The sequence below is a fragment of the Francisella adeliensis genome (assembly GCF_003290445.1).
Classification (GTDB): Bacteria; Pseudomonadota; Gammaproteobacteria; order Francisellales; family Francisellaceae; genus Francisella; species Francisella adeliensis.
The window spans coordinates 1533225-1554987 of sequence record NZ_CP021781.1 but is presented as its reverse complement, the minus strand read 5'-3'; the positions used below and the strand labels follow the sequence as shown (position 1 = coordinate 1554987).

Below are 21763 nucleotides of genomic sequence, written 5' to 3'. Positions count from 1 at the left end.
ATAAGTTACTGATATTTTACTTTATATATAAACTAATAGCATAACTTTTTGAAAAAAATGTTTATAACATATATACTTTGATCAAGTAACCAACTCTATAGTTATCGGGAAGATATACTCTAATGGATCCAGCCACTATTGATGATAATAAATTTCTTTATACAAATCAAAATGTATATACAAATCTGACTTTAAATGAGCTTGCACTACATGCTCAAGAGCAAGCTGGATTTCTTGCAAGGAAAAATAAAGCCTTATTAGTTGATAGTGGTAGTGTTAAGGGTAGACTTCCTGAAGATAAGTTTGTTGTTGAAACTAAGTATGCAAAAAAGAATGTTTGGTGGCATGAGAATGGTTCGGATAATAAACGCCTAGCGAGAAGTAATTGGAAGTTAATTAAACAACAATTATGTAAGGATGTTTCACAAAAAAACCTTTTTGTTGTTGATGGTTTTTACAATCATGATGATAAACATCGACTAGCAGTTAGACTTATTACAACACAAGCATCAGCTGCGTATTTTTTTAAATTAACTACTATATCTCCAACACTAAAAGAGCTTGAGGGCTTTGAACCTCAATGGGTAATGATGCATTCTCCAGAGACGGTCTTAGAAAATTATAAAGAACTGGGTATTAATTCATCAAAAATTATTGCAACAAACTTAAAGCAAAGAGAAAGTTTATTTGTTGGAACGTTATATTTGCGAGAGATAAATAAAGTACTATTATCGATAATGAGCTACTATTTGTCCTTAAATGATATAGGGGTTTTTTATTGTGCTGTAAGTGTTGATGAGCAAGCAAAAAGTACTATGTTTTTTGGATTATCGGGCAGTGGAAAGGCGACTCTAGCTCTTGATAATGAGAAGAGTCTGGTTACTAATGAAGCCGTATCCTGGACTGAATCTCGAGGTCTATTTAGTCTTGAGTCGGGTTTAACTCTAAAAGCTGGTAGTTTTAAAAGTGATGATTCACGAATTAGAGATATTTTAAATGAGGATATTTTAGTTGAAAATCCTAATTTTGATGAAGATGGTAGTGTGATCTTTGGCTCTAAAGATAAAAGCCATAGTAATACTTATCTGACTTTTCCTAGGGAAAATTTCAGTAATACGGTAACAGCAACTAATGAGCCAGATACGATAATTTTCCTGGTTAAAGACGCACAAGGAGTTTTACCTAGAGTTTCAAAGCTAAGTAAGGGTCAAGCTATTTATTATTTATTGTCAGGATATACATCAACATCTACAGGTGTTGAAGATGGCGTTAGGGAACCTAAAACTGAGTTTTCAAGTTGTTACGGGCAGCCTTTTCTTCTATTAAATCCAACAAGGTATGCAAACATTTTGCGTAACAGGTTGAAGCACAGTAATGCAAAGATTTATATGATAAATGTTGGTTGGATTGAGGGTGATTATAAGACGGGGCGAAGGGTTCCTGTCGATGAAACAAAAATAGTTGTAAACTATCTGCTTAATAAACCTGAAGGGGTTAGTTTTAAGTTTGAGAGACAAAAGTATTTTAATTTTAAATCTTTAGTTTCTGTCGTGGATGACCAGTATAATTATTATTATAAAAATATTTGGGAAGATTCTGCTGAGTATAAGAAGCAGTATAAGTCTTTGGCAAAAGCTTTTATTAAGAATTATAAGCAGTTTGAAGATAATGAGTTCGCTATTAAATATAAGGATTTTGGACCTATTTTATGATGAATGCTGCTGATAGATTCTTTACTATAAAAACAGTGTTGAATATATTATAATGTGACTAATTTATTTTGAGTTTTAGATTATGCTAATTTACTTGTTTGGTTGGTTGAGCCACTATTTTTCTGGTTTTGAATTTTTTTATCAATTTATTTCTTTAAGAATAATGATGATAGCAATTACATCATTACTAATTACATTGTTTTTAGGTGCTCCAATGATTCGTTGGTTGCAAAGAATGCAGATTGGACAAGTTGTAAGAGATGATGGTCCAGAGAGTCATTTTTCTAAGAAGAACACGCCTACGATGGGTGGAGTTTTGATGTTGCTTTCTATTGTGATTTCTTCGTTGCTTTGGGGTGATTTAACTAGTATATATTTGTGGATTTTGATCTTAGTTGTGGTGTTTTTTGGTGCAATTGGTTTTTTAGATGATTATCTGAAGCTTGTGCTTAAACATCCGAAAGGTCTTCGCTCTAGACATAAATTTGCTTTGCAGAGTATTTTCTCAATTATCTTGGCAGTAATTTTATTTGCATTGCTAGCTAAAGATGGTCAAATGAAGCTTGCAATTCCATTTTCAAAAGATTTATACATATATATGGGCGTAGTATCATTTATGGTGCTAACATTTTTCATAATTAATGGTAGTAGTAATGCCGTAAACCTTACAGATGGCTTAGATGGTTTAGCTATAGTCCCTGTTGTTTTGGTTGCTGCGGGTTTGGGTATATATGCTTATATAGAGACAAACAATACCATAGCGACACATTTGCTTTTTGATTATCTTGGAAATCCTGGTTTGGCTGAGGTTGCTGTTTTTTGTGCAGCTATTTGTGGTTCTGGGTTAGCATTTTTATGGTTTAATTCTCATCCAGCTGAAGTTTTTATGGGTGATGTAGGATCATTAACTTTAGGTGCAGTGCTTGGAGTTATTTCTGTTATGATTCGCCAAGAACTGGTATTTTTTATAATGGGATTGTTGTTTGTGGTAGAAGCTTTATCTGTAATATTACAAGTAGGCTCGTATAAGTTGAGAAATGGAAAAAGAATATTTAAAATGGCTCCTATACATCATCACTTTGAGTTAAAGGGTTGGCCTGAAACTAAAGTTGTGACACGTTTTTGGATAATTTCCGTTGTATTGTTTTTAATTGGTATGATTGCTATTAAGGTAAGGTAATGTCAGAAAAGTTTTATTTAGATGGTGTGCAAATATCTAAAGTGTTAATAGTTGGCTATGGTTCAACTGGTAAATCTATTCACGAGTTTTTAAAAGCTTTTAGTGATACGCAAGTAGACATTTCAAAATCTACAGATGATTTTGAAGATTTTAAGTTGGATGATTATGATTTAATTGCTGTAAGTCCAGGTATTCCTCTGAACAAAGATATTTATGCTCCTTTGAGAAGTCATGGAAATATAATAAGCGACATGGATATCTTTTATGATCAAATAAAAGATACTCTTTCTAAAACTATAGTAGTTACAGGCTCAAATGGTAAGAGTACAACAGTTACTATGCTTAATTATGTACTTAATTATCTTGGCTATAAAAGCGTCCTTATAGGTAATATCGGAACACCTGTGTTATCAATTATTGATGATGAATTTGATTACTATGTAATAGAGCTTTCTAGTTTTCAGATAGATTTATTAAGAAAAGCTAAGTTTGATATTGGTTGTGTGATAAATGTGTCACCAGATCATCTTGATAGATATGATAGTTTTGAAGAATATAAACAGTCTAAGCTTAACCTTGAGAATTTTTGTGAAGAGTTTATTGCTTATGATGTCGGGACTAAGGGTGTTAAATATGAAGGGTGTTATGCTATTCGTAGAGGAAACATATATAAGAACACTACTAAAATATTAAGTATGGAGGAAGTCCATCTATTTGGTAACCATAATCTTGAAAATATTGTAGTGGTTTTAAACATATTAGATAAGCTAAATATTGATACTTTCCAGGCAGTTTTTGCTATAAAAACATTTAAAGGTTTAGAGCATAGATGTAGGGTTGTAGAAACAGTTGATCGAGTATTATATATAAATGACTCAAAAGGTACTAATGTAGGAGCTACTATCGCCGCACTTTATAGCATTACAGATACTAGAAATATAGTGCTTTTATTAGGAGGTGTTGCAAAGGGTGGTGATTTTACTCTTATGGAAGATATTCTTAAAAAATATGTTAAGTACTTACATATATATGGTCAAGATAGGGATTATATAGAGAATCAAATTGGAGATTTTTGTGATCACGAGCTTAATAAAAATATGAAAGAAGCTTTTGCTAGTGCATCAAAAAATGCTGATGATAATGATGTTATATTGTTATCGCCCGCTTGTGCTAGTTTTGATGAGTTTAAAAATTATGAAGAGCGTGGAGAAGCTTTTGAAAAGCTAGTTAAACAGCTTTTACCACCAAAGAAAAAACTTTGGAAAGGGCTTAAAAAAAGTGCTATATAGGTTAAAGGTTTTACTTAGCCGACAAAATGCAAAAAAAGAAAGAGTAAGGGCAAAACTAGAGATTGATATATCGTTAGTCTTTATAATGTTAGGAATGTTGGCATTTGGTTGGATTATGGTTACATCAGCTTCAATGGTTGTGGCCCTAGATGACTATAATAATCCTTATTTTTATTCTATTAGGCAAGGTTTCTTCGCAATAATTTCTATATTTTTGTTTTTACTAGCATTGTTGGTGCCAACTAAAAATTATGAAAAAAATTACAATGCATTCTTTTTTATTATGCTATTGGTGCTTGTGGCGGTATTAGTTCCAGGAGTAGGTAAAAGTGTGAATGGTGCAAGGCGTTGGATACCGTTGATTATAATTAATATTCAAGTGGCTGAATTAGCAAAACTTTTGGCAATAATATTTTTCTCTGGATATATTGCTAATACTTTAGATCACATGAAAAACTTCAAAGAAGGAATTCTCACACCTATTTCACTTCTTGGTTGTATAGCTATACTTTTGCTGATGCAACCAGATTTTGGTTCTACAGTTGTTATATCAATATGTGTTCTGGGCATGCTTTTTGTTGGTGGTAATAAAGTTCAATGGTATGGTTTACTTATTGTTGCTATGATACTAATGGCTGCAACTCTAGTTGTGATCTCACCATACAGAATGCATAGAATCACGGGTTTTTTACATCCTTGGGAAAATGCTAATGGCTCTGGTTATCAGCTTGTACAAGCTTTGATTGGCTTTGGTCGAGGTGGTTGGTTTGGAGATGGTTTAGGTAACGGTGTTCAAAAGCAGTTCTTCTTACCAGAAGCACATACCGATTTTATTACATCTGTAATAGCAGAAGAGATTGGTGTGGTTGGTTTAATGGTTCTTTTATGTGTATATTTGTTTATTGTATTTAAGGCTTTAAATATAGCAAAGCTGGCATTTGAATTAAAAAGGCATTATCAAGCATTTCTAGCCTACGGTATAGGCTTTTGGATGGGCTTTCAGGTGTTTGTTAATATTGGGGTAAATACGGGACTATTGCCGACAAAAGGGCTTACTCTTCCGTTTATAAGTTATGGCGGTAGTAGCTTACTTATAATGTGTTATACGATCGGGATATTGCTCAGAATAGACTTTGAAAATAAGCTTTTAGCAGATACGATAAATCCTAGGTATTTTTATAAAAAGGTTAAGAATTGATTTTGAAGAACCATATAGGCTATAGTTAGTAACTATAGAGTAATATAGGTGAGTGCTGAATTCATCTTAGATTGTTTTATAAGTTAGATAAAAAATTATAGTTTAGTAAATTGTTCAGGCTTTTCCTCTTTGCCTTCAAATAAAAATTTGTGCATCTCTTCCTTAAGAAACTCTTTTGATTTTGGGTCAATAAGGTTTAAACGATACTCATTTATAAGAATGGTTTGATGAGCTAACCATGCTTGCCATGCCTGTTGAGAAATTTCAGCTTGGATTTTTTTACCTAGCTCACCAGGTAATGGTTGAAAGGCAAGAGCATCTAGTTCTTTGTCATATTTTTTGCAATGTACTTTTGACATTTTTATTCCTTAGTTTGTAACTGGAGTTACGGGCTGAACATATTTGCATAATTATATTTTAGCGAGTGCGATAGTGCAAGTTTTTACGAGTTCCCTTTTGTTTACTTTTTAGTATAAGAAGGGTGGTTTTTAAATGCATCTTTTCGGTTTTGGTAAACCAGCTATTTTAGCTGCTTGAACAGCTGGTGAAACAGGAAATAACATCTGTAAATATAGACTATTACCAATTTTTTCACCGTGCTTGATTTTTAGATTTTTAACAAGTTCACGAATAGCAGGAGATTTTTTGTTTTCAGAGTAAAATTCACGCAAAAAATCTATGACTAAAAAATGGTTATCATTTAGCTCTAAATCTTCATTATCGGCAGTTATTTTGCAAAAATTGTGATCCCAACTATCGAAATCTACTAAAAAGCCTTCAGTGTCTATGTTGTAGTTATCCACAAATATGGTAAAATTTAATATTAGTTTTTATTATCTACAATTATATCAAACAAAGTTTAGTATGTTTAATTGTTTTAATTTTCAAAAAGGCACCATAAATGAAAGTAATATTGTATACAGCTAAGTATTGTCCTTATTCACTTAGGGCTAGAATTGCTCTTGCAGAAAAAAAGATGGCGATGGAAACTGTCGAAGCAGGGGATTTAACCCCAGAAATGCAAAAGAAAGTTTCTCCGAATGGTCTATTCCCAGTTTTAAAGGAAAAAGGTTATAGCATAAATAACCGTAGATCGTTGTTGGTTTATATTGATGAGAGATTTCCAGCTCCAGGATTGTTGCCGAGTGTGGTTAATGATCGTATAAAAATTCGTCAATCTTTATCTAAGATTGATAATGAATGGTATCCTGTTCTAGATAAGATAAGAGAAGTTAGAACAAACAAGCTTAAATTAAAAACTATTTTTAAAGATTTAAAAGACAGCTTACTGACGATTGAAAAGGCTTTTGCTGAAACAGATTATTTTATAAGTTCTTCATTTACTCTTGCAGACTGCTATATTGCTGCATATATAATCTCATTAGAAGCTGAAGGTTTTGTGATTGATGAAAGTTTTGGTGCAATTCATGAGTATAAAAAACGTGTATTTGCTCGTGATTCTGTTAGAAAGGCAAATATTAAAGGTAATGCGAATGATTCACTTCTTAAAACTTTAAGGGCTCAAAAGTAAATTTATGTGGTACGAAAATTTTATAAGTTTTGTGTTTTTTGCATTAAGTGTATTGCTTGTTGTGGTTGCTGTAGTATTTGTTGTAGGTAGTTTTTTTTCACTACTTGCTAAGGCAAAACAAGAAGTTGCTAAACTTGCTGGTGGTAAACTTGAGATTAAAAAGTTAGGTGATGACTATAAAGAGACTAAAAATGAAATTTTAGAGACTATTTTAGATAAAAAGGAATATAAGAGTTTTGCAAAAGAGCAGAAGAAAAAGTCTAAAGAAGAATCACCTAAGAATAAAGTATTTGTAATAAGCTTTAAGGGTGATATTCATGCATCACAAGTAGAATGCTTGCGTCAAGAGGTGACAGCTGTACTTGCTGGAGCTAAGTCAAATGATGAGATTATCGTAAGAATAGATAGTCCAGGTGGGGTTGTTAATGGCTACGGTTTTGCTGCGGCTCAGCTAGAAAGAATACGCCAAGCAGGTCTTAATCTAACTATATGTATCGATCAAGTAGCTGCATCTGGTGGTTATATGATGTCTGCGGTTGGTCATAAAATAATCTCAGCACCTTTTGCGATAGTAGGATCTATTGGTGTAATTGGGCAGGTGCCAAATATTCATGATTTACTTGAAAAAAATGGTGTGAATGTTGAAATGCACACATCAGGAGAGTTTAAACGAACTCTTACTACAATGGGTAAAAATACCGATGAAGGCCGTGCTAAATTTAAACAAGATCTTGAAAATATTCATGAGCTTTTCAAAAAGCATATTCTTACCTATAGACCATCACTTGATATGCAAAAAGTCGGTACCGGTGAGTACTGGTTTGGTAAAGATGCTTTAGATCTTGGTTTAGTGGATAAACTTCAAACTTACGATGATTATATAATAGAGCATTTAGATAATAACCTTGATGTATACCAAGTGAAATTTGTGATAAAAAAAGAGAAAGGTTTGTTGAAGTCTAAATTGACTATGATAAAAAAGACTCTTACAAACTTTTTGTATGCTCGTAAAATAATGTAGGATCACAGTGCTATCTTTAAATACTCATAAAAATCTTCTCGATAATTTCCAAGCCCAAAAAAATAGTAACAAGCTTCATCATGCTTTTATATTTAAGGTTAAAGATGCCGTTCTTTTAGATAGTTTTATTAAGTCTTTTTGTGAAATACTTTTAGGTCAAGAAATACAGGACTATGAAGATAGTCCGTATGTAACTATTGCAAAGGTTGAAAATGATGAAATAAAAGTAGCAGAGATAAAGAGAATCATTAAAAGTTGTGAGTTAACGGCACATAATGATCTTGCTAAGATAATTATTATCCCTGAGTTAAGCTTTTTGAATGACTCAGCAACTAATGCATTACTAAAAACTCTAGAAGAACCTACTGAAAATACATTTTTTCTATCATTTACTCGAAACTTTAGCGATATATTAGATACCGTAAAAAGTAGGTCTTTAACTTATGATATTGCGTTTGATGATGAGGATAAGTATAACTATCTTGAGTACACTTTTGAGATGTCTAAAGAGGCTGTAGCTAAATCTCTTCAGATGTCTCGAGATGATATAAATGTAATTGCTAAGATTAAACTAGAGCCTGAATACTGGAAGATTAGAGCATCAATGATGAAAGTGCTTGTTGGTCAAGTTAATGTAAATGTGTTTTTGAAAGAAGTTAACCCTCATTTTAAAGACACACTTTATTGGCTGACAAGTTTGATTATAGATGTATACAACTATAATCTTGATCCTGAAACACAATATATAGCAAATTATGATAAGCTTGCAGTTATAAAATATTTAGCTACGAAACTACATACTAATGATATTTATAAGATTTATCAGCAGACATTAGAGGCTAAAAACTATTTTGCTAATTATAAAAATGTAGATAAAGAGTTAGTTTTAGAAAATATAATATTAGAAATTTTGAAATAGGAAAAATAATGGATACAAAAAAACAACAAAGACTAAGAGCTGATGCTCATAGCTTAAAACCAGTCGTTCTTATGGGTGATAAAGGACTAACTGAAAATGTAATGCTAGAAATAGATTTAGCATTAGCATCGCATGAGCTTATAAAAGTAAAGGCTGGTCGTTTACCTAAAGATGAAAAAAAGGCTATGGCAGAAGAGATTACAAAATCTACTAAGTCAGAGCTAGTACAAATAATTGGTAATATACTAGTTTTATACAGAAAAAATCCTAGTAAAAATAAGTAGGTAACGCAAATGAGCTTTCCAATTACACGACCGCGTAGGCTAAGAACTAGCCAAGCTATGCGAGATATGGTTGCTGAAATCACTTTAAGAACAGATGATTTGATGTATCCGATATTTGTAGTGCATGGTGAAGATGTCAAAAAAGAAATTTCGAGCTTGCCTAACCAATATCACTGGTCAGTTGATAGACTTGATGAAATCGTTGATAGTGTTGTAAAAGCAGGTATCAAAAGTTTGATGATTTTTGGCGTACCGAAAACTAAAGATTTGGTTTCATCTGAAAACTATGATTCTAATGGTATCACTCAACAAGCAATTCGAAAAATCAAAGCTTTAGCACCTGATATAGTAGTTGCAACAGATGTATGTATGTGTAGCTTTACACCTCATGGGCATTGTGGGATATTAGATGATAATCAAGTTGTTGATAATGATAAAACACTTGAGATACTACAAAAAACTGCTGTTTCACATGCACAAGCTGGGGCTGATATAGTAGCACCAAGTGGTATGATGGATGGCATGATTATAGCAATGCGTGAAGCCCTAGATAGTGAGAGTTTCTTTAATGTTGCGATTATGTCGTATTCTGTGAAATACGCATCAGCATATTATGGACCTTTTAGAAGTGCTTGTGATTCATCATTAACAGGTGACCGCAAAACTTATCAGATGGATTACCGTAATAAAAAAGAAGCAATTCGTGAAGCTTTAGAAGATATTGAGCAAGGTGCTGATTTTATAATGGTAAAACCTGCATTGAGCTATCTTGATATTATCAACGAGCTTGACCGTATAGTTGAGCTACCAATCGCAGCGTATCATGTAAGTGGTGAGTATGCGATGATAAAGGCAGCAGCAGCAGCTGGATTAGTTGATGAAAAAGCCATTACAATAGAGACTTTGACTTCGATGAAAAGAGCAGGTGCTAAGACTATCCTTACTTACACAGCACTAGATGTGGCTGAATGGCTTAAGGGTTAGTTTAATGATAAACATTGCACTATATGAACCTGAGATACCACCAAATACTGGTAATATAATTCGTTTATGTGCGAATGTTGGTGCTAACCTGCACCTTATTGAGCCACTTGGGTTTAAGCTTGAAGATAAGCAGTTAAGAAGAGCAGGATTAGATTATCACGAGTTTGCAGATATTAAAATCTATAAAAACTTTGATGAATTTTATGAAAAAAATAGCTCTAAAAAAATCTGGGCTTGTGAAACAAGTGCAAAACAGTACTATCATCAAGTAGATTTTACTACTGATGATATTCTTTTGTTTGGACCTGAAACTCGAGGCTTACCAGCTAAAGTTTTAGAGCTTCTAAAACAAACTCAAATCAAAATTCCAATGCACAAAAATACCCGTAGTTTAAATTTATCAAACTCTGTAGCTGTGATACTTTATGGCGCTTTAGATAATATTGGTTTTGATGGGTTGGGGTTGTTGTAGATATTTGTTTTAATTCAGCAAGTGGAAAAAGTTTTGTCTGTATTAAATGTTGCCACAAAGTATATTGTTATTAAAGCAGACTCTAAAATTGCTCTTAAGTATTTCCCATCCTCTGATCTAAGATCATGCATATTTACATGATTATGCGCAAAATAGTTTCTAAAATGATAGTAGATCATTAAGTGTTTTTCGATACTATCGCTTTCTTTTTCAATAACTTTTATTCGATTAGAAAACTCTGACCAGTCTACATTTTCTTTAAGTTTCTCATGGTAGGCTGAAAATTTATGGCTACCTTTTTTTAATTGTTTTATGTTGTCAAATAATCCATCTTTATTTTTAGGTACTTTATCTATAATTAATGACTCAATCTCTAAAACAAAGTTTTTAATAAGTGACTTCATTACAAACTCATTAAATTTATTACTGTTATAAAACCTATCTATTTCAAGGCGTAAGAATACTAAGTTTTGGATTTTTTCATTAGATGTGAATACTTCTAAAAGTTTGTCGATTGTAACATCATCAGATAAGCAGTTATTGATTTTATCTAATATGCTTGGTTCATTATCAGGATTATAATAAAAGTAACATTTATTTTCTTTGATATACAAAGGCAAATTTATTTGAATTTCATGGAGAGGAGATGGTCTTTCTAAGCGTTCTCTATATACTAACTTTTTATGATGAGTATAAATATATTCAATATCAATTCCTTTATTTTTTAAAAGGTGTATACATTCGACTATATATGCCTCAAGATTCCACATCAGTTTATATTTTTCTTTGGCTTTTAGCTCATCGTGAAACTTCCACAAAAATGCTAAAAAGTTGTAAAGCTTCTCTATATTAGATTCTTTTGTTAATAGTTCTATAAAGAGGTTAAAGCTATTTTCTAAACTATTTAGAAGCTCATCATTGTTATCAAATGTATTAATGAATCTTGTTCGATTGCTTTTTATATAGTTCTTATGTCTAATTTCTGCAATTATCTCAAAGAATGATATATGTTTTTCAAATTCAGCTTTTGAAGTATATACAAAGCTAAAATTTTGAGTGGCGATATAAAACAATAACCATTCAGGGTAAAGAGGTTTTTCTTTATTCAAACCATTAAGTTGATATTCTGATTCTATATATTTGCATAGCTCTTCTTTGCTGTATCTACGAGTAGTTAGAGGAAAATTATTCGGATTTACTTTAATTAATTTATTTTCTAATTTGTAATTAGTAAGTTCGTTTTTTACTATATCTAAAGAGGTGCTTTTACACAGTTTTAAAAAATCATTCTCATTGAAGTAAACTTTTTTATCTAATATTTTAAAGTTATCATTTAAGTTTACGCTGAAAATAGTCATGCTTTCCTACTCAAAGCCTTATACAATCCAAAAGAAATCACAGCAGTTAAAATATCAACTATCATCACGGCATTAGCAATTTCATTATAAGCACCGCTGAATAACGATAAAATATTTAAAATTGTATAAATACTAAAAAATAATAAACAAGCAGCTTTAAACGCAGAGCCTTTAAATAAAGCTACTATAGAGAGTATAAATAGTGATAATTGATACAATCCTAGCTGAAAAACTGCAGGAGTGTAAATCCATCCTTGAAATTTACTCATGTAATCTCCATCTACTAAATAAGCGTAACTATTTAGTAGCATAAATACGCTTATGTTTATTGCGATAAAGTAATTTGCATAGATGTTTGGAAAATGTTTTTTATAAATAATGCTTGAATGCAAAAAAGCGATTATAAAAGGGGTTATCAATAAACATACGCTTATAACTATTGTGACCATTTTTAGGAGGTATTTTCTAAAATAAGGTAGAGTTTACAATAAATGTTGTATCTTGTCATATTATAAATGAATTAGATATAGACAATCTAGGTGATGATAGTTAAAATTTGCTACTATTGAATTGTTTAAAATAAAAAATAGGAAACTAAAAAATGCAAGTAACTGTAGAAAAGAAAGAAGGTATCAATTGTTCATTACTTATTGAAGTACCAGCTAACGAAATTGATTCTGTAGTAGAAAAAGAAGTAAATAAAACTGCTAAGACTATCAAAATGGATGGTTTCAGACCTGGTAAAGTACCTGCTGGCATGGTTAAGAAAAAGTACGGTGAGCAAATTAGAATGGAAGTGATTTCTGACTTAATCCCTCAAAAATATTCTAAAGCAATTCAAGATGAAAAATTAGCAGTTGCTGGTATTGAAGTTGACCTTAAAGAAAACAAAGAAGGTGAGCCACTTAAGTTTGTAGTAAACTGCGAGCTTTTCCCTGAGTTTGAAGTAACTGGTTTTGACAAAATTGAAGTTCAAAAGCCTAAAGTAGAACTTGGTGATAACGAAGTTAAAAAAATGATTGAAAACCTTAGAAAGCAAATGGCTATATTTACAGAAGTAGAAAGAGCTGTTGAAGCTGATGATAAAGTAACTATCGATTTTGTTGGTAAAAAAGATGGTGTTGCTTTTGAAGGTGGTACTGCTAATGATTCTGAAGTTGTTATCGGTTCAGGTCAAATGATCCCAGGCTTTGAAGATGGTATCGTTGGTATGAACAAAGGTGAGCAAAAAACTATAACAGTTACTTTCCCTGCTGAGTACCAAAATGAAGAGCTAGCTGGTAAAGAAGCTACTTTTGATATTACAGTTAAGAAAATCTTAGTCCCTGAATTACCAGCAATTGATGAAGAATTCGTTAAGAAGTTTGGTGTAAAAGGTGGCGTAGATACTTTTGAATCTGAAATCAAAGAAAATATGGAAAGAGAGCTTAAGTTCATCCTTCAAAGAAAAACTAAAGACCAAGTATTTAAAGGTCTAAGAGAAATTGCTGAGTTTGAAGTACCAAAAGCTTTAGTTAAAAGAGAAATAGATGCTGCTAAGCAAAATATTGTTAAGCAAATGGGTGGCGATAAGAGTGGTTTTGATGTAAACCAATTACCTGATAACCTATTTGAAGAAAATGCTAAGCAAAAAGTAGAGACTAGTCTTGCTCTTGATAGCGTAATGAAAACTCATAAGTTTGAAGCAACTGATGAAGAAGTAGATAGCTTACTTGATGAAATGGTTCAAGCTTACGAAGATGCTGAAAAAACTAAGCAAGAAATCAAGAAAAACGAAAAAGAAATGGCTAACCTAAAAGCAGTAGTTATAGAAAACAAACTTACTGACTGGGTTCTTGAGCAAGCACAAGTTACTGATAAAGAAGAAGATTTTTTTGAAGTAATTAAAGAAAATATGCAAGCTCAACAACAAGGCGGATTCTAATTTTAGAATTAAGAGGTTAATATGATAACTAATAATTTAGTACCTACAGTTGTTGAGAAATCAGCTGGTGGCGAAAGAGCTTATGACATTTACTCAAGACTCTTAAAAGAGCGAATTGTTTTTTTAAATGGCGAAGTAAATGATCAGTCTGCAAACCTTGTAATTGCACAGCTTTTATTTTTAGAATCTGAAGATCCTGAGAAGGATATATTTTTCTATATAAATTCACCAGGTGGTATGGTTACAGCTGGTATGGGTGTTTATGACACTATGCAGTTTATTAAGCCGGATGTAAATACTATCTGTATTGGTCTAGCTGCTAGTATGGGTTCTTTACTTTTAGCTGGTGGTGCAAAAGGTAAAAGATATAGTCTACCAAGCTCGCAAATCATGATTCATCAACCGTTAGGTGGTTTTAGAGGTCAAGCTTCTGATATCGAGATTCATGCTAATAACATTTTGCGTATAAAAGAAAGACTAAACAAAGTACTTGCTCATCATACAGGTCAAGACTATGACAAAATGGTTAAAGATACTGATCGAGACAACTTTATGATGGCTGAAGAAGCTAAAGAATATGGTTTGATTGATCATGTAATCGAGACTCGTGACGCAATAATAAAATAAATTAAAGGAATAAGCTAAATGGCTAAAATTCTATATTGTTCTTTCTGTGGCAAATCACAAAACGAAGTGAAAAATATAATCGCTGGTCGTGAAGGTAATATCTGTAATGAATGTGTTAGTAAGTGTGCTACAAAAATGCATACTTCTAATGTTGATGGCAGTATTGCGAATACAGAAGAGTTATCTTTTGATAAATTACCAAAACCTATTGAGATTAAAAAGCATCTTGATGACTATATTATCGGTCAAGATAATGCAAAAAAAGTACTATCTGTAGCTGTTTATAATCACTATAAAAGAATAACTGCTCCCGCTGAAGACTCTTCAGAAGAAGGTACTGAGAAAAAAGATGATACAGAGCTTAAAAAGAGTAATGTGCTTCTTATCGGACCTACAGGTTCAGGTAAGACTTTATTTGCTCAAACTCTAGCGAAGTACTTAAATGTACCGTTTGCAATAGCTGATGCAACTACTCTTACAGAAGCAGGTTACGTTGGTGATGATGTTGAAAATATTATCGTTAGATTGCTTCAAAATGCTGAGTTTGATGTTGATAAGGCTAAAAAAGGTATTATTTATATAGATGAAATTGACAAAATAGCACGTAAATCAGAAAGTGCTTCTATTACTCGTGATGTATCTGGTGAAGGTGTGCAACAAGCATTACTTAAGCTTATTGAAGGAACTGTGTCTTCTGTACCACCAAAAGGTGGTAGAAAGCACCCTAATCAAGAGATGATTGAAGTTGATACTTCTGAGATATTATTTATATGTGGTGGAGCATTTGCTGGTATTGAAAAGCAAGTAAAACACCGTATGGATAAAGTTAGTATTGGTTTTAATGCTGATGTAATCCAACAAAAAGATAATCTTGATACACAAAAGCTAATGCAAAAAGTAGAAAGTGAAGATCTAACTAGGTTCGGGCTTATCCCTGAGCTTATAGGTCGTTTACCGATACTTACTGTACTAAATGAGCTTACAGAAGAAGACTTGGTTAAAATCCTTAGAGAGCCTAAGAATGCTATCGTGAAGCAATACATAAAACTATTTAAGTTTGATGATATTGAGATAGAGTTCACTGATGAAGCATTAGTTGAAGTTGCTAAGAAAGCTATAGCTAAAAAGACAGGTGCAAGAGGGCTTAGAAGTATATTAGAAAATGTGCTTTTAGAATTGATGTTCCATGTACCTTCAAATGCTGAAGTGGCTAAAATTATAGTTACTGGTGAAGCTATTTCTGATGAAGAGGAGCTAACTATAGTGATGAAAAATAATGATAAAAAGCAACTCAAGGATTTAGTATAAAATTACAAACTCACAGGAGTATATAAATCTATGTCAGAAGCATTAAATGTTGTTCCTGTAATACCACTGAGAGATGTGGTTATTTTCCCTACGATGACAATTCCGTTAAATGTAGGCCGTAAGAAATCTATTCAAGCAGTAAAAGAGTCATCAAATAATTATGATAATTTTGTACTGCTAGCTACTCAAAAAAATGGTTCAAGCACAGGAGATAATCCTGAAAATATCTATGATATTGCTACTCTAGCTAAGATAGTTCAGATAATGAAACTGCCAGATGGTAGCTTAAAAATTATTGTTGAAGGCTTAGCAAAAAGATTGGTAGCAAAGTATGCAGATGAAAAAGACTGTATGTACGCAAATCTTGATAGTTTATTTGTTGATGATAGATACGATATGAAATCTTTAGGTAAAGAGATGAAAGCTATATTGTTATCTATATCTGAATCATTGAAGTATTTTGCTGAAATAAGCAACAAAATTACAAAAGAAGCTTTAGGTGCGATTGTAAACACTGAAAAGCCTGAGAATTTTATCTATGAGATAGCAACTATCTTAAATACAGATATCTCGAAAAAACAAAAACTTCTTGAAGCTACAGATATTAAAAATAAAGCCTTATTACTTTTGACTTATCTTGAAGAAGAGCTTGAGATTTTAGAGCTTGAAGCAAAGATAAAGGATCGAGTAAAAGCTCAGGTCGATAAAAACCAGCGTGAGTACTATCTTAATGAACAAGTAAAAGCTATCTATAAAGAGCTTGGTGAGGCGGATGAAGAATCAGAAGTTTCGGCAATTAAAAATAGAATAGAAAAGTCTAAGATGACAGATGAAGCAAAAGAGAAATGTTTTAAAGAGCTTAAAAAGCTTAAAGCAATGCCACCATCATCATCTGAGTCTGCTGTTTCGAGAAACTATATTGAAACAGTACTTTCATTGCCTTGGGGTAATAAAACTAAAGTAAAGAAAGATATTAGCCTGGCTGAGAAAATCTTAGAAAAAGATCATTATGGTATCAAAAAAGTTAAAGATAGAATACTTGAGCATTTAGCAGTACAGATTAAGAAAGATACTAATGCAAAAGCGCCTATATTATGTTTGGTAGGCCCTCCAGGTGTTGGTAAAACATCTATAGGTCAGTCTATCGCTCGTGCTACTGGACGTGAGTATGTGCGCATGGCATTAGGTGGCGTGCGTGATGAATCTGAGATTCGTGGGCATCGTCGTACTTATATAGGTTCTATGCCTGGGCAGATTATTCAAAAGATAGTTAAATCTAAAACAGAGAATCCATTATTTTTGTTAGATGAGATTGATAAAATCTCTGCTGACTTTAGAGGAGACCCTTCTGCAGCATTACTAGAAGTTTTGGATCCAGAGCAAAACAATACTTTTAATGATCACTATCTTGAGATTGATTATGATTTATCTAAAGTGATGTTTGTTGCTACAGCAAATTCGTTAGATATAGATCCAGCTTTGCGTGATAGGTTAGAGATTATTCATTTAGCTGGTTATACAGAACTAGAGAAACAAGCAATTGCTAAACAGTATCTTATTCCTAAATCTCTAAAGAATAATGGTCTGACAAGTAAAGAGCTTTCAATAACTCCTAAGGCAACTCTAGATATTATTAGATACTATACTAGAGAAGCTGGTGTTAGAAATTTACAGCAAAAGATTGATGGAATTTGTCGCAAGTCTGTTAAAAACTTGTTGGTAGACCCTGAAACTAAAAAAGCTTCAATATCTCAAAAAAATCTACCTGATTACCTAGGTGTTCATCAGTTTGATTATGGTATTAAAAATACTCAAGCTAAAATTGGTCAGGTAACAGGTCTTGCTTGGACATCTGTAGGTGGTGATTTACTTACTATAGAAGCATTAGCAATGCCTGGTAAAGGTAAGATAAAATATACTGGTAGTCTTGGCGATGTGATGAAAGAATCAATAGATGCTGCTTTGAGTGTTGTGAGATCTATTTCAAAAGATTATGATCTTGTTGATGATTTTTATGAAAAGAAAGATGTTCATATTCATGTGCCAGAGGGAGCTACTCCCAAGGATGGTCCTAGTGCGGGTATTGCGATGACAACAGCTTTAGTTTCTGTGTACACAGGTCAAGCTATCAGAAATGATATTGCGATGACAGGTGAGGTTACTTTACGCGGAGATGTGTTACCAATTGGTGGCTTAAAAGAGAAACTTTTAGCTGCTTTAAGAGGTGGTATTAAAGAGGTTTTAATACCGAAACAAAATATTAAAAACTTAGCAGATATTGACAAAGAAATTACAGAAAATCTGCAAATAACCCCTGTAAACCATATAAAAGAGGTATTATCTAAGGTTTTTTAGTTTTTTTGTTGAAACTGCAAAATATTAGTGTTATAAATTCTAGTGACACAAGTCGTTTGTTAATAAAAAGGAGTCTCAAATGAATAAAAGTGAATTAGTAAGTGCTATAGCTAAAGAAGCTGATGTAACTAAAGAAGTTGCTGCAAAAACTTTAGATGCTACTATTGCATCTGTAACTAAAGCATTAAAAAACAATGATAGCGTAACTTTAGTTGGCTTTGGTACTTTCCAAGTTAAAGAAAGAAGTGCTAGAGATGGAAGAAACCCTAAGACTGGTGAAACTATCAAAATTAAAGCATCTACTGTACCAAGCTTCAAAGCTGGTAAAGGTCTTAAAGACGCAGTACAGAAGTAAATAAAATTCACAATTTAGTGATTTTTTTAAAGGCATGCTTAACGGTGTGCCTTTTTTTTATCTATAATATACATAAAATAATAATATCTTGATTAAACCATAGGATTAAAAAAATGTTACAGTCTTTTAATGACAGGCTCAAAGGACCATTTACTTGGATAGTTGTAATAACAATAAGTTTTGTTTTTGTGATTACAGGTATGAGTTTTTTCTTTACTAATATTGGAGCAGACAGTTCTTATGTTGCTAAAGTAGGTGATAATGAGATAAGTTCACAGCAGCTCCAGCAAAATGCTAGTGGAGCAACGACAAATGCTCAAAAACGCCAAGTATTAGCTCAAATGGTAGATCAATACCTAGTATTAGCAGATGCTCAAAACCATAATATACAGGTTTCTAAATTGGCTTTACAAAGCGCTATATTTACTAACCCAATGTTTTTTGACAAATCAGGTAAGTTTTCAAGTGAGAAATTAGCTCAAGTTGCTAGTTATGTTGGTGGTATGCCAAGATTAGAGGCGATACTTTCACAGAATATTACAGCATCATTAATCCCAGGTACGATTGAGCAAACAGCTTTTATTACAGAAGATGGAACTAATCAATTAAAAAATATTTATGCTGTTAGTAAAGATATTGAGTATATTAAACTTACTCCAAAAGATTTGGAGTCTGATATTAAGCCAACAGATGCAGAGCTACAAAAATTCTATAATGCTAATAAGGCTCAATATGTAAATCCTGCAAAAGCAAAAATTAGTTATTATTTGATTTCAAAAGATGACTTTAAGTCAAAAGAAACAATTTCTGATGAGCAGATAAAACAGTACTATAATGAAAATAAAGATTTATTCAAAAAATTTGATGATAAAACCAAAGCAACAATAAAAAATATTATCCAAAATAGAACTGCACTTGCAACTTATAATTCATATACTCAAAATATTGATAGTATAAAGTTTGAGCAAGTTTCTAAAAAGCTTGGTGATTCAAAGTTTAGTAATATCATAGATAATGATTCTAAAGATATAGAAGGTCTTCAAAATGGTTTATTTTTTACAAATAACCAGAAATATGGAGCGTTGCCAATATCTGATGATAAAACAGTGGTATATCATATTGATGGAATGACTCCGACAGCACAGCAAACTTTTGAAGAAGTTAAAGATAAGGTTTCTCAAGAATATATAAAACAAAAATCTAAAGAACTGGCTGTAACAGAGGCTCAAAAAATAGCTGCTAATTTACAGGATGGTAAAAAAGTATCACAAGCTTTTGAAAAAGCTACGGTATCTGCTGATGATAGTAGCCTACCTAAAGAGTTTGTAGACTTTGTGCTAGCAAATACTAACTCTCAGTATTTAATTTCTCAAGATACTGATGGTACAAATTATGTTTACAAAGTAACAAAAGTTATTCCTTTATATAGTAAAAAAGCTAGTGTTCCTACGCAAGTAATCCAAGCCTATAAAGCCGAAGAATTAAACTACTACTTGCAAACCGTAAGAGCAGAAGTTCCTGTGAAAATTAATACTCAAAATATCTAATGACTAAATCTATATATGGTATTGCTGGACCAACTGCTTCAGGTAAAACGGCTCTTTCTATCTCAATCGCTAAAAAAATAAATGCTGAAATTATCAGTGTTGATTCATCGCTTGTTTATAAAGATATGGATATTGGCACGGCTAAGCCAACTGTTGATGAGATGGAAGGGATTCCTCATCACTTAATTGACATTATAGAACCAACAGAGTCCTTTTCAGTAGCAGATTTTATAAGAGAAGTTAATCGACTTAAAGTTGAAATCTGGGCTAGAGATAAGGAAGTGTTACTTGTCGGTGGTACGATGCTTTACTTTAAAGGTCTGATAGAGGGTTTATCTGTATTGCCAGAAAGTGATCTTAAGATTAGAGCTACACTTGAGCTTGAGTGTAAATCTAAGGGTTTAGAGTATCTTTATAAGCAATTAAAGCAATTTGATTCGCAAGCCGCAGATAAAATAAATGCAAATGATCAGCAAAGAATCTTTAGAGCATTAGAAGTTATTATGATTAGTGGTAAAAAGTACTCGGAGCTTGTACAAACAGCGAAAGTTGGAGCTTTAGAAGAAGAGCTAAAATTATGTGCTATAGTTCCACAAGATAGAAGCTTACTTCATAGCAATATTGAAACTAGATTCAAGCAAATGGTAGAAAATAATTTTCTTGATGAGGTTAAAACGCTTAAAGAGAATCCAAGCCTAACTGTAGAAACTACTGCAATCAGAAGTGTTGGCTATAGGCAGGCGTGGGAATATCTTGATGGAAATATATCTTATGAGGAATTTTTGCATAAAGGAATAGTCGCAACAAGACAACTTGCAAAACGCCAACTTACTTGGATTAGAAACTGGAAGGGTGAGATTAAACTAATTGATATGGAAAGTACTAGCAAAAAGCGCGAGGTTTTAGAATATTTTGGTAAGGAATATACTGGATGAGAAGAATATTTACGCTAATTTTGATGGCAGTAGTTATATCAAGCTGTAGCTTAATAGCTAACAACTCTTCAAAGCAACCTATTATAAATATAGATTATAAGAATAATACCTTAGAAGCTGATAACTATAAAGGTCCTGATTTTAATCTTGAGATAATTAATAAAAACGCTAAAGATGGTAAATATTATGCTAGTGAGGATATAGTGGTTAGGAATGGCTCTCATAAATATAATCTAATTTTTAATCAGATGAATAAAAATACTGTAGATGTTTTAATGAAATATTCTCAAGCGAATACTATGTATGTTTATACATCAGTAGATCAAGACTCAAAGATAGATAATGTATCTCATATCATCTTTAAAGCACGCAGCAATGTGAAAACTCAATCGACGCCTTTATCAGCTGATATTTTATTTAATGCAAGTCAAGTATCAACTTTCTATAAAATTACTGGAGTTGCTATCACCAATAATGGTGGAATGAGCAGTAGTGAAATTTCAACTAATATAAAAGTAGCTCCTGCTAATAAAGAGATTACCATAGGAAGGGTTTTAACGAGTAATTATAAAGAAGTTAACTGTAGTGCTCTTAACAAAGGCTGTGATAGTTAATTAAACTAAAATCTATAATAGTATATGTTACATCAGGTGGAGTTATAAAACCTATGTAAAGTTCATCAGTATAAAGATATCAGTCAAAATGAAATGGTTGATTATGTATCCGTAATATTTTATTATGAAATATACGAGGTATTTTATTGA

Annotated in this window: 22 protein-coding genes; 18 read left to right on the top strand and 4 right to left on the bottom strand. The window is 32.3% G+C overall.

Translation table 11 applies throughout. The annotated features are described in order from the left end of the window. The first annotated feature begins 122 nt into the window (after positions 1-122). The 4 genes from CDH04_RS07510 (at position 123) to ftsW (ending at position 5379) form a co-directional block, all read left to right on the top strand. Complete coding sequence (locus tag CDH04_RS07510) at positions 123-1712, top strand: phosphoenolpyruvate carboxykinase (ATP) (protein WP_112870435.1); 1590 nt, start codon at positions 123-125, stop codon at positions 1710-1712. Positions 1713-1794: 82 nt separating this feature from the next. Continuing rightward, positions 1795-2892, top strand: coding sequence for a phospho-N-acetylmuramoyl-pentapeptide-transferase (mraY, locus tag CDH04_RS07505; RefSeq protein ID WP_112870434.1), 1098 nt, complete (start codon positions 1795-1797; stop codon positions 2890-2892). Further along, positions 2892-4181 (top strand): UDP-N-acetylmuramoyl-L-alanine--D-glutamate ligase, encoded by a 1290-nt coding sequence (gene murD, locus CDH04_RS07500; RefSeq protein ID WP_112870433.1) that lies wholly within the window; start codon positions 2892-2894, stop codon positions 4179-4181. Before mraY ends, murD begins: the two co-directional genes overlap by 1 nt. Next, positions 4171-5379, top strand: a complete 1209-nt coding sequence (gene ftsW / locus CDH04_RS07495) for a putative lipid II flippase FtsW (protein ID WP_112870432.1) — start codon at positions 4171-4173, stop codon at positions 5377-5379. Before murD ends, ftsW begins: the two co-directional genes overlap by 11 nt. A gap of 95 nt (positions 5380-5474) precedes the next feature. Here the strand turns inward: ftsW and CDH04_RS07490 are convergent, their stop codons facing one another. Continuing rightward, positions 5475-5738, bottom strand: coding sequence for an oxidative damage protection protein (locus tag CDH04_RS07490; RefSeq protein WP_112870431.1), 264 nt, complete (start codon positions 5736-5738; stop codon positions 5475-5477). A 129-nt stretch (positions 5739-5867) separates the two neighbouring features. Beyond that, on the bottom strand, positions 5868-6182 hold the full coding sequence (locus CDH04_RS07485) for a TusE/DsrC/DsvC family sulfur relay protein (RefSeq protein WP_112870430.1): 315 nt from the start codon (positions 6180-6182) through the stop codon (positions 5868-5870). 98 nt (positions 6183-6280) lie between these two features. On the opposite strand from CDH04_RS07485, the gene sspA reads away from it, so the two are divergent. The 6 genes from sspA to trmL are packed head-to-tail and all read left to right on the top strand — an operon-like array spanning position 6281 to position 10590. Next, positions 6281-6910, top strand: a complete 630-nt coding sequence (sspA, locus tag CDH04_RS07480) for a transcriptional regulator SspA (RefSeq protein ID WP_112870429.1) — start codon at positions 6281-6283, stop codon at positions 6908-6910. 4 nt (positions 6911-6914) lie between these two features. Then, a complete protein-coding gene (gene sohB, locus CDH04_RS07475; RefSeq protein ID WP_112870428.1) occupies positions 6915-7931 on the top strand; it encodes a protease SohB in 1017 nt (338 codons plus the stop codon). A 7-nt stretch (positions 7932-7938) separates the two neighbouring features. After that, the gene (locus CDH04_RS07470) at positions 7939-8850 is read left to right on the top strand and encodes a DNA polymerase III subunit delta' C-terminal domain-containing protein (RefSeq protein ID WP_112870427.1); all 912 of its coding nucleotides are present in this window, start codon (positions 7939-7941) and stop codon (positions 8848-8850) included. Between the two features lie 8 nt (positions 8851-8858). Further along, on the top strand, positions 8859-9134 hold the full coding sequence (yhbY, locus tag CDH04_RS07465) for a ribosome assembly RNA-binding protein YhbY (protein ID WP_112870426.1): 276 nt from the start codon (positions 8859-8861) through the stop codon (positions 9132-9134). 9 nt (positions 9135-9143) lie between these two features. Beyond that, the gene (gene hemB / locus CDH04_RS07460; RefSeq protein ID WP_112870425.1) at positions 9144-10118 is read left to right on the top strand and encodes a porphobilinogen synthase; all 975 of its coding nucleotides are present in this window, start codon (positions 9144-9146) and stop codon (positions 10116-10118) included. 4 nt (positions 10119-10122) lie between these two features. Beyond that, positions 10123-10590 (top strand): tRNA (uridine(34)/cytosine(34)/5-carboxymethylaminomethyluridine(34)-2'-O)-methyltransferase TrmL, encoded by a 468-nt coding sequence (trmL, locus tag CDH04_RS07455; protein ID WP_112870424.1) that lies wholly within the window; start codon positions 10123-10125, stop codon positions 10588-10590. A 14-nt stretch (positions 10591-10604) separates the two neighbouring features. Here the strand turns inward: trmL and CDH04_RS07450 are convergent, their stop codons facing one another. Together CDH04_RS07450 and CDH04_RS10115 are read right to left on the bottom strand one after the other, a co-directional pair. Next, positions 10605-11948 (bottom strand): hypothetical protein, encoded by a 1344-nt coding sequence (locus CDH04_RS07450; RefSeq protein ID WP_112870423.1) that lies wholly within the window; start codon positions 11946-11948, stop codon positions 10605-10607. Beyond that, complete coding sequence (locus CDH04_RS10115; RefSeq protein WP_112870422.1) at positions 11945-12397, bottom strand: DUF6790 family protein; 453 nt, start codon at positions 12395-12397, stop codon at positions 11945-11947. Before CDH04_RS10115 ends, CDH04_RS07450 begins: the two co-directional genes overlap by 4 nt. Before the next feature lie 152 nt (positions 12398-12549). Between CDH04_RS10115 and tig the strand changes: the two genes are divergently transcribed. From tig to CDH04_RS07405, 8 genes are all read left to right on the top strand, one after another. Beyond that, on the top strand, positions 12550-13872 hold the full coding sequence (gene tig / locus CDH04_RS07440) for a trigger factor (protein ID WP_112870421.1): 1323 nt from the start codon (positions 12550-12552) through the stop codon (positions 13870-13872). A gap of 21 nt (positions 13873-13893) precedes the next feature. Further along, positions 13894-14499, top strand: a complete 606-nt coding sequence (clpP, locus tag CDH04_RS07435) for an ATP-dependent Clp endopeptidase proteolytic subunit ClpP (protein ID WP_112870420.1) — start codon at positions 13894-13896, stop codon at positions 14497-14499. Between the two features lie 18 nt (positions 14500-14517). After that, the gene (gene clpX / locus CDH04_RS07430; protein ID WP_112870419.1) at positions 14518-15807 is read left to right on the top strand and encodes an ATP-dependent Clp protease ATP-binding subunit ClpX; all 1290 of its coding nucleotides are present in this window, start codon (positions 14518-14520) and stop codon (positions 15805-15807) included. A gap of 30 nt (positions 15808-15837) precedes the next feature. Continuing rightward, positions 15838-18162, top strand: a complete 2325-nt coding sequence (lon, locus tag CDH04_RS07425) for an endopeptidase La (protein WP_112870418.1) — start codon at positions 15838-15840, stop codon at positions 18160-18162. Between the two features lie 79 nt (positions 18163-18241). Further along, entirely contained in the window at positions 18242-18517 is a 276-nt protein-coding gene (locus CDH04_RS07420; RefSeq protein ID WP_112870417.1) for an HU family DNA-binding protein, read from the top strand. A 113-nt stretch (positions 18518-18630) separates the two neighbouring features. Beyond that, on the top strand, positions 18631-20064 hold the full coding sequence (locus tag CDH04_RS07415; protein ID WP_112870416.1) for a SurA N-terminal domain-containing protein: 1434 nt from the start codon (positions 18631-18633) through the stop codon (positions 20062-20064). Then, positions 20064-20999: a tRNA (adenosine(37)-N6)-dimethylallyltransferase MiaA gene (miaA, locus tag CDH04_RS07410; protein ID WP_112870415.1), complete on the top strand. Its 936-nt coding sequence runs from the start codon at positions 20064-20066 to the stop codon at positions 20997-20999. The genes CDH04_RS07415 and miaA overlap by 1 nt, the downstream gene beginning before the upstream one ends. Next, positions 20996-21613, top strand: coding sequence for a hypothetical protein (locus tag CDH04_RS07405; RefSeq protein WP_112870414.1), 618 nt, complete (start codon positions 20996-20998; stop codon positions 21611-21613). Before miaA ends, CDH04_RS07405 begins: the two co-directional genes overlap by 4 nt. Positions 21614-21763 lie beyond the last annotated feature (150 nt).